Annotated in this window: 6 protein-coding genes; 1 reads left to right on the top strand and 5 read right to left on the bottom strand. The window is 44.4% G+C overall.

Going from position 1 to position 10,037, the window contains the following annotated elements; translation table 11 throughout:
- Positions 1-95: 95 nt before the first annotated feature.
- From HMPREF1154_RS12930 to HMPREF1154_RS12945, 4 genes are all read right to left on the bottom strand, one after another.
- Positions 96-1,619 (bottom strand): DUF1593 domain-containing protein, encoded by a 1,524-nt coding sequence (locus tag HMPREF1154_RS12930; protein ID WP_009643069.1) that lies wholly within the window; start codon positions 1,617-1,619, stop codon positions 96-98.
- A 23-nt stretch (positions 1,620-1,642) separates the two neighbouring features.
- On the bottom strand, positions 1,643-3,847 hold the full coding sequence (locus HMPREF1154_RS12935) for a TonB-dependent receptor (RefSeq protein ID WP_009643068.1): 2,205 nt from the start codon (positions 3,845-3,847) through the stop codon (positions 1,643-1,645).
- A gap of 191 nt (positions 3,848-4,038) precedes the next feature.
- A complete protein-coding gene (locus HMPREF1154_RS12940) occupies positions 4,039-6,399 on the bottom strand; it encodes a glycoside hydrolase family 3 N-terminal domain-containing protein (RefSeq protein WP_009643071.1) in 2,361 nt (786 codons plus the stop codon).
- A 25-nt stretch (positions 6,400-6,424) separates the two neighbouring features.
- Entirely contained in the window at positions 6,425-8,740 is a 2,316-nt protein-coding gene (locus HMPREF1154_RS12945) for a TonB-dependent receptor (protein ID WP_009643067.1), read from the bottom strand.
- 197 nt (positions 8,741-8,937) lie between these two features.
- Between HMPREF1154_RS12945 and HMPREF1154_RS12950 the strand changes: the two genes are divergently transcribed.
- A complete protein-coding gene (locus tag HMPREF1154_RS12950; protein ID WP_009643070.1) occupies positions 8,938-9,633 on the top strand; it encodes a YiiX/YebB-like N1pC/P60 family cysteine hydrolase in 696 nt (231 codons plus the stop codon).
- 187 nt (positions 9,634-9,820) lie between these two features.
- Here HMPREF1154_RS12950 and HMPREF1154_RS12955 read toward each other — a convergent pair.
- The coding region (locus HMPREF1154_RS12955; RefSeq protein WP_009640930.1) for an integrase core domain-containing protein at positions 9,821-10,037 on the bottom strand (217 nt) is incomplete at its 5' end.

The following is a 10,037-nucleotide window of genomic DNA, read 5'->3' on the forward strand; positions in this document are numbered from 1 at the left end:
TCATCTAAAGGCCTTTGCTTTAGCTTTCTTTTATATCAATTATGGGTATATCTAAAGTTGTATCATACTTTTTGAAGCACCACCAAAATTCGTTATTATTTTACCCTAAGCACTACCCTATGGTAGCGAGTAAGGGGTGGATTACCTTCGTCAGTGGCCTCAAGGACAAAGTGGAGGGTGTCTCCTGCTTTAGCATCGGTGGGGATCGTAATGGTAGCAGTGTCAGTAGTGGCTCCATCTATGGCCACATCTTTTGTGTAGCTACCTACCTTGAATTGATACCATTGTAGCTTGACCTTATTACCATCTGGGTCGCTTACTTTGCACTTGAGCGATACACGTGCCCCTGCTTTTACCTCTATTTCATTAGCTCCACTGATGGTGGGTTCATGGTTAGTTTTCTTATAGTCATCAGTTACCGACCAGGCCATACGAGCGGCAAAGCCATATTGTACGGCAGGGGTAAAGTCGGGCAGACCAATCTTTTGACGAAGATAAGCGGGTATATCGGCACTCTTTACCTCAGCAGGAATGGCCATCTTAGCACCTGTCCAACCACAGAAAGTAGGGTCTTCATCTCCGCGTAGGCCATTGTCTATTAGGTTCAAATAGCAGAAAGTATCCCCTTCCGAGATGAAAGTACCCTTGGGAAGCAGGGTAGGCATCCATAAGATATACCCTTTTTCCTTGAGCTTGTCCTTACCCAATTCGCTCACTCCGAAAAAATCAAAGATATCATCCTTAACCATCTGTTTGCCATCGCCCCATACGCGATAGCGCTCACCAAAGAGGCCTTTGCTGCGTATGTACTCTTGTGTCCATTCGGGAGAATAGAACACCTTGTTTTCTTCTTTGGCTCTCAAGGGGGCGAAGAAAGTCAAATCCACTTGCATGCCATTGGGATTTAGCTCGGTTATCTCTGGCCAAAAGGGGTGAATATAGCGGGCATAAGTATCGTCCTGATCCATGGATAGGCATAGGACAACCTTCTTAGAGATACGTTTTTTCAGTGCAGGCCAATTGGGCTGTCCTGAGTAGATTTCCTCTATGGACTTCAGTGCGCGGGCTATGGTGCTAGCCCCTCCCCATGCTTGAATATATAGGGGGCTGTCATCTTCATCAAGTATACACTGCTTGATAAGCTCTGAGCCTGGGGTATCTTTGGAGAAATCCCCATCAAAGGCGACATTGCCTTCACGTATTTTGGATAATAAGTACTCAGGGGTAGGATAATCGGGGTGATGTACCTTGAGGTTTTTATACACCTTGGCATAGGTCTCCACATTCTCGTGGATAAAGCGTTCTTCGGGCACATAGCGCCAAGAGGTCATAGGCTGGGTCATGCCTACACGCCCATATTCGCGGTTAGGTACATACCAAGTGGTTCCCTTCCCATCACCCTTCCAGTGGAATTGGCTACTGGCATAGATAAGGCCTTCCACTCGAAAGTCGGTACTGTACAATAAAAAGCGTATCAAAGAGTTATTGTCGTCCAGCTCAGGATCGGCAGTGATGATGATTCGTGGTTTCTTCTCAGGCGGATTAGAAGCCATGACTGCCTCAACAGAGACAGCCATGGTCATAACCCATAGTAAAAAAATTGCTTTCAGAGATTTCATGTGGTTTAAGATTTGGTTGGAGCTTAAAACCTAAAATTCAATTGTAGTTCAAAGGTAAGTGGACGTATGTAAGAACCTGTAACTAAGCTACCTTCAGCATCTTGTATGTTATCATAAGGGATTTCTGAATTGGCAATACTGGTGGAGGCTCCTGTCTGGTTGAAGATATTCACCACATTGAAACCAAGGTTCAGGTGCTTGTTGATCTCATACGAAGAGGAGAAGAAGGATTCCCAACGGGGTTCTACAAAGAACTGGTTGGTAGGGCTTACATATTGTTTGCTGAAATAGCGGAAGTTAAGTCCGAAACGGAACTTATTGATGCTATACGAAGGGTCTATTTCCATCAGTACCTTGGAGATACCTGTTACGATATTGTTGTTATAACTGATAGAGCGTCCGTTGAACGGATTCGTCCAGCCATAGTTGTTATACTCAGGGTTTTGCAAGGTAAGTAAGTAGTGCAATTGGAAATTATCAAAAGGCTTGAGTACCATATCGGTAGTCCAACCCACAGTCTTGATGTCGTAATGTACAGAAACCACTTCAGAACGAGGGCTGTTGCGGTCGGAGATACTTAGGCGGGTTTGGTAATTATTACGTGTAAGGGTAGATACCTGTGATACCAAGCTAAGCCATTTGTTGTTATAGTAGATACCGCCTGCTAGGAAAGGTGTTTTAGTCTTAGTAAAATCGGGTGTATAGGCACCTGAATAGTTTTCCAATTGGCCGTGTTTTTCCTGATAAGTGAAGTTAGCCAATAGGCCAAACTCAGGGGTGAGTTTCACTACCGCGCGTAAATCTCCGTTGAGGTGATACCAGTCGTGGTTAAAAGTAGTAAAAGGTTGGTTTAGCACTACATTTGCTCCGCGAGGTTGCAAGCTATAATCACCTTCGAGCTTGTGGTACTGGAAGTTAGCTCCATAAGAGAGGTCGAGCCAAGGGGTTGCATTCCAGCTGTCGGAGGCATAGGCGGTAATCTTAGTTTCATACCCGCTGTGGTATTCTGCTCCTACGTTGTAGTCAAAGAAGGGATCAGTAGTGCCATCTCGGCGCAAGATACGAGGTTGCTTCTCTACAGAGTGGAAGAGGAAAGAACGATCTTGGTGGTAGTTATCTTCCTTGTAGTACTGACCCAATACCCCAAAGCGCCACTGGTGGTTGTCTGTCTTCTTCTCTGCCCATAGGCGGGTCATCCAAGTAGTGGTAGGGGTTTTAGGAGAAAGAATAGCCAACATACGCTGTACATATTCTCCTGTGTAAGGGGTACCATCAAGGTAGCTATAACCTTGGTTACCTCTTTTTACAGAACCTGCCAGTAGTGGAATAAGGGCAGAAGATTCTGCATAACGAATACGAGTGGAGTGCTTAAAGAACCAATCATTGCCTAAGTCATTCTTACCAAAGAGGTCAAAGGTATGGGAGAAAGACCAAAGTGGAGAATCACTACCTGTATAATTGGCGCGATAAGGCTCACCTGTAAGAGCATTCTTGAAGATGATATACCCATCGCTGATCATATACGAGTCGGTACCGATGCCTATGCCATTGTATTCGCTTACCTTACCGTCGGTATGATAAATAAAAGGGGCGTAATGACCTATCATCTTAGAACGAGCAAACTTATAACCGAAGTTAATATCGCTTTTCTCATCAAACTTGTAAGTCAGTACGCCTCTGAATATTTGAGTATCATCAATAAGTCGGGAACCTTTGTGCTTGGCCTCTCCTGGGTCGCCAGTAACCAATGCTCCTATAGCATAGTGCCAATGGCTTTGTCCAAAACGGCCGTTGAGATTCACATCGCCTAAGTAATAACCATGATGGTTCCCCTTGAGCAGACCCTCTATCTGGGTCTTGTCGCCCCCTGTCTTGGTATAGGTATTGACTGCATACCCGAAGTCCCCAATGGTAAGGGTAGATTCACCTACCGAGATAAGCCCGCGCATGTTCAAGCTCTGTGAGGGGCGCCAAGTACGAGAAGGCAACTCAGGCCAAAAATAATACACCACAGGAAGGTCATTCTCCAATACGGTAATACCCCCTACGGAAGATGGCAGCCCGATATTTACTTCGCGAGGCCCTGAGTTGGAGGAAGCATTGAGCATCACATTGCGGTTTTCCTCAGTATCAGGTGTCTTTTGTTTGGTAGAGAGACTGTCTTTCTCTTGAGCCATCAGTGGAATCCCTATAATGGCAGTGGCTAATAAAAAATAACTACGTTTCATACATTAAAGTTTTTAAGTAATTTTGCCCCAAATGTACGAAAAAAGATTGGAATAATAACAAAAAAATTACAATTATTTTTGTGCTTAAAGTCTTTTTTTGTAAAACATAACACACACTCCTATCCTTATTTTTTTGCAGTGGATTTTGGAGTGTGTGTTATTCTAATGATAACTATTTGGATAGAAAAGGATTATCTCTTAAGTTCGTTGAACTTCATGGTAGGGTGCAATACATCATGTACTTTTCTGACAATCTTACCTACCTTGAGCGTAGCACTGCCCTTGATATTGCGGCTGGAAGCTCCCACATGGAAGGTATACTGACCTGCATCGGTAATCCAAGCACTTTCTTTGGTGTTGAAAGACGCCAAATCGGCCTTTTGAACAGTCATGCTAAGGGTTTGGCTTTCTCCAGGGGCTAAGACGCGAGTTTTAGCAAAGGCCTTAAGCTCTTGGGCTGGCTTATCTACCGCTCCCTTAGGGGCAGTAACATACACTTGTACTACTTCCTTACCCGCAGCCTTACCAGTGTTGGTAACCTTTACGCTCACCTCTACAGTCTCTCCCTTGTCACTTACCATAGGCTTGTCATAGCCAAAGGTAGTATAAGAGAGTCCATAACCGAAGGGGTAAGACACCTGTTTTTTGAAAGAGTCAAAATAGCGATACCCTACATAGATACCTTCTTCGTAGAGGGTGTAGCCTACATTCTTTTGGTTTTTGTATTTGTCTAGGCCATCGGCGAAGACAGGTACATAAAGCCCATCGGCAGGGAAATTGCCATAAGTGGAGACATCACTATACTTAACAGGCCAGGTCATAGGCAATTTACCAGAGGGAGAGAGCTTGCCTGAGAGGATTTCCGCTACAGAGTTACCAAACTCTTGACCACATTGCCAAGGGACTAAAATTGCATCAGGGGTATGACTCCAAGAGGCAGTTTCAATAGCCGCACCTATGTTGAGTACGACCACTACTTTCTTACCTGCTTTGTGGTAGATATCGCAGACTTTGAGGATTAATTGTTTTTCTACATCATTGAGGTAGAATTCCTTTTCACTGCGATCAAAGCCTTCCCCTATAAGGCGAGGGAAAGTAACAATAGCCAAGTCATTGTTCATAGCTGCTCTATTGAGATCACTATTGGAAGGGAGTCTATCCTTAGGTAGTGGAACAGCTTCCCACCAATTGCGTTTGGTCTTAGCTATTTCCTCTTTTTCTTCGCGAATATACTTAGTGTAATAGTCCGTAACAGCCTCATCCACTAGATAACCTTGGTTACGCATACCCTCTACCAAGGAAACGGTATAGGCACGATTTACATTTCCAGAACCTGAACCTCCTGCAATAGGATCATAGCTGGCCACTCCATAGAGGGCTACTTTCTTGATAGCGGAAGAGAGTGGTAGCACGCCTTTATTTTCCAGAAGTACGGTTCCTTCGGCAGCCGCATTGCGGGTTATCATGGCATGAGCCTTGAGGTTTGGTTCATTGCTATAAGCATAACCCTTGAAGCGAGGAGTCTTGACAATGAACTCCAAGATACGGCGCACATTGGTATCTAAGTACTTCACATCCAAGGTGCCATTCTTTACCGCCTCCTCTATAGTGGCTACATCTTTGTCTTCTCCTGGTTCTATCAGGTCATTACCTGCTTTCATATTGGCCACACGGTCAGTGGCTTTGTTACGACGGATAGGATCCGTACCGCCCATCCAGTCGGTCATCACAATACCCTTAAAGCCCCATTCATCACGTAGAATGGTAGTTAGTAGGTCATAGCGCTCGCTGGTCATGGTGCCATTGACTAAGTTATAGGAAGACATCACTGTCCAGGGTTGTGCTTTTCTAATGGCAATCTCAAAGCCTCTGAGATACAATTCGCGAGCGGCACGTGGGCTGACCTGGGCATCGTTACCCAAGCGGGCGGTTTCTTGGTTATTGACTGCATAGTGCTTGATAGAGGTACCTACCCCTTGGCTTTGTATGCCATTGATATAAGCAGAGGCAATTTCTCCCACTAATAGAGGATCTTCGGAATAGTATTCAAAGTTACGTCCGTTTAGAGGGTCGCGGTGAAGGTTCACTCCAGGGGAGAGCATTACATCCACCCCATACTCTTTGGCTTCTTTTCCTATGGCCGCTCCTACCTCAGTAACCAAGGGGATATTCCAAGAGCTGGAAAGACAAGTACCTATAGGGAAGTGAGTACAATAATATGTCTTGCTGTCATAAGGGCGGGTAGGGTCAATACGTACCCCTGCAGGGCCATCGGAAAGCACCGCTGAGGTGATACCTAAGCGAGGAATAGCCACTGTAGTACCCGCAGCCCCAGGCACTAACTTGGAGAAAGAACCAAAATTAGAATTGGACTTATCGGTAATTCCTGCCATACCTGTCCCTACAACCAATAAGGCCTTTTCGTGTAGGGTCATTTCTTTAAGGACTTCGTCTATATTCTGGGCATTGAGTTTTACTTGCCCTGTGGTAGTGGCCACTGTGCCTAAGCAAGCACAGCCTAAGGCCACTTGGTGAAAGATTTTATTTTTCATATGTGTATTAGATTGGTTTCACAAATTAGAAATTGATAGTAGTGGTAAGGGATACCTCAAAAGGACGAAGGTAAGAGCCTGACATAAGGTAGTTGGTATACTTCGAAGTATTGGTAACCAAGTCAGCTGCTCCTATGGAACCTGTAGCTCCTGTCTGGTTGAGGAAGTTTATTACACCTAAGGTAAAAGAGACTTGTTTGTTCATTGCATAGTTCAGATGGGCAAAGGATTCCCAGTGTCCGTTGAAGTACAAGGTATTGGTCTTGTTGATATACTGTTTGCTGAAGTAACGGAAGTTAACTCCTGCACGCCATTTGCGCCAGCTGTAAGAAGGGTCAAGCTCAATGAGCACTTTGGACATGGCGGTTACCACGTTATTACTTACATCAGCACCATCGGTAACCCCGTCCTCAAAGGTGGCAAAGATACTAAGATTCTTGTACTGAGGATTTTGTAAGGTGAGCAATCCGTGGAAAGAGAAGCCTTCAAAAGGAGTTAGCACAAAGTCGGTAGTCCAACCCATAGTCTGAACATCGTAGGTAATAGGCTGGGTAACACTCACCTCTTCACCTGCTTTTTTGCTTCCTACGTCTTGGGTAAGGAGGTGATAGAAAGTACCGCGAGACTTGTAGTTGGTTTGTGAAATGGTAGAGAACTGAGAAACAAGCTGTATCCAGTCAGTATTCCAGAAAATTCCTGCACGCCCCATGTTGATATTTACTGGGTCAAGAATAGGAAGGGCACTACCTGCATAGTCCTGTAAGTCAGGACGACGCTTTACATATACGTACTCTCCTAAGAGTCCAAAGCCTGGGGCAATGGTATAGCGTATATTGTAGGTTATAGAAGGGTTAAAGAAGCCTTCAGAGAACTTAGTGATGCCTCCATTGGAGTTGGCTCCGATCCACCAGCCAAAGGTACGGTTGTTGTTCTTGCCATCCTTGGTAAGGGCGGCGGTACCACCATAGCCAAGGTATTCCCCACGTAAGCCCAAGCTCATCCATAAGGAAGGACTGATCTGCCAATCATCACTGGCGAAAAGAGCAAACTTGCTTTCGTGTCCGTCATAGTATTCCCCACTACCTGGGTTATAAATATCGGACACGGACAAGGTGCCGTCGGGGTTCTTGGTATAGAGCTGAGCAGGATCAGGTTTTACCTCATGTGCTGTGATTGTATTCATCTGTTGTACGCCTGCACGGTTATACCATAGGTTGGTACCTATACGCCAGCTGTGTTGCCCATTGCCACTTTGCCCTTTCCATAAGGCAGTAGTAAGCCAATCACGCTCGAAACCAGGCACGTACATGAAATAGCGGTTTTGTATCTTATCCCCTGTAAAAGGACGGCCATCAGCATAGAAATACTTGCCAAGTGTATTATTCACAATACCCGAAACGGCACTTATACCCATACTTACATCTCCAAACTTAGCCTTACTGCTTACCTCCAAGCGAGAGCCGTTCTCCAAGGTATAGTTAAGCAAGAAAGTGAGCTGATGGTTGTCGGTAGTACCTGCATCTGTCCATCTTTTAGTTTTCTTCTCCCCTGTCATTACATCTAAGTAAGGGAACCAAGAGGCCTCATTGCCATAATAGGTGTCGAGACCGTATCTAAAGCCCTTGTACTGTTCTACACTTCCGTCGCCCTTATATATAAAGGGGGCATAAGCGGAGCCTACACTCATATAGCGGCTGTACTGATACAACAAGCTGGCATATCCTTTACCTTCGGCAAAAGTCTTGTCCACCATTGCCTTATAGCTTTGTACACGTTTAGGGAGGTTGACAGCCTGCATCTTGGAGGTGCCGGGATCCCAAATCTGGTTGGAGCTTACTAAATAACCCCAACTATTGCCCAAGGCTCCAGTTAGGGTTATATCTACAGACTGACGTCCAAAATGATTAAGTTGGTAAGAGGTAACACCTTTGAAATTTTCGGAAGACCTCTTATGGTAACTATCCAATATATAGCCTACAGCTCCATATTGTAAGGCACCTTCGGTGAGGCTTAAAGGAGCCACCCTACCATAGCTGGTGCCACCAAACCAAGAATAATAAGGCATATCTGGCCAGAAGCTATAGGAAACAGGTAGTCCATCTTCGAAGATGGTAGCACCTAAGCTCGAAGGCAAGCCCACATTGATCTGGCGGGGCTGGTCAGCACTAGAGGCGTTGAGCAACATATTTCGGTTGCCTCCTTCTTTACTACTGACGCTATCTTTCTTTTGTTCCATGACACCACTGGGTGCCTTTTGCTCTACCTGCAAGGAATCTTTCTCCTGTGCCATAATAGGTATAGAGAGCAAAGTGGATAAGAGTAAAAAATAATTACGTTTCATATATTAAAAATTTTATTTTATTTGACCCCAAAAGTACAACATTTTTTTGGAATAAAAGAAAAATATACAAAAAAAATTTGCACAAAAAGGAGTTATATGTATGAAATTACTAACTAGTGACAAATTCTATTGTGGTATATCAGTTGTTCGTCACTTGTCATTATTTTCCTATCTTTGCACCCAAAATAAATCACATATTGGCACATCGACTCATTGACAAATTAGCCTATTGGCGAATCAGCAAATTAGCCTATTGGCTCATTCTTCCGCTGCTCTTATGGGGTGGGTTTCACCTCTTTTTCTATATAGATACCCAAGAGGAAGAGCGGCAGGTGGCTAAAAACAAAGACAGGATACGCCTCTCCCCTACCCAGCTGGATTCCCTCCGCCCAGGGGATATTATCCTTAGAAGGGGTTATGGCTTCTTTAGCGATATGATTTCCCAAAGGCTTAACGATGGCAGGTTCGATGTTACCCATTCGGGGATTCTCTGCCGTCAAGGGGGCAAGTGGTGGGTTATTCACTCCCTCTCCTCCGATGTCAGCGAAACGGACGGTATGCAGCAGCAACCCCTCTCTACCTTTTTACAATACTCCATGCCTGAGAAGATACTCGTGGTACGTCCCCAAGGGCTGACCCGCGAACAAGGTCTCAAGGTAGTGGAGCGCGCTCGCTATTACCTACAACAAGGGGTGCCCTTTGACCATCGTGGCGTGATAGACGACCCTAGCGAACTTTATTGTACCGAACTGATTTACCAAATTCTGGATAACGACCTGCATTACCTCTCCTTTCCTCAAGACAAAAAGCAACGTAAAGACGCCTTCTACTCCATGACTACCCTCTATGACCCTAAATATTTTAGGATTGTGATAAACACTTATAGTCAGTAGTCAGTTTTTAGTTTTCAGCTATCAGTGTCTGACCACTATGTCATGTCCTAAAATTAGTTGACACTTTTAGTTATTTGTTTAACATCATTTTTATCAAGTCACACTTTATGTAACTTCAGGAATAACTTTAGTTCTGTAATCATATATAAGCATGGCTTTTATCTTTAATAGCCTATAATATCTATGTTTATGCTACTTGATTAAAGAAAATACTATCTGGTGTCTTCAACTCTAATGACCAGTGTAGGCGCTCTTGGTTATAAGTCTCTATAGCCGAACGAACAGCTCTTTCAGCTAATTGTTCGTCATTAAATGTCCTATCTAAGAGAAATTCAGCTTTCAATATCCCATTTACACGCTCTGCACAAGCATTTTCATAACAATGATCCTTCTCTGTCATACTG

Source organism: Capnocytophaga sp. CM59 (genome assembly GCF_000293175.1).
Taxonomy (GTDB): domain Bacteria; phylum Bacteroidota; class Bacteroidia; order Flavobacteriales; family Flavobacteriaceae; genus Capnocytophaga; species Capnocytophaga granulosa.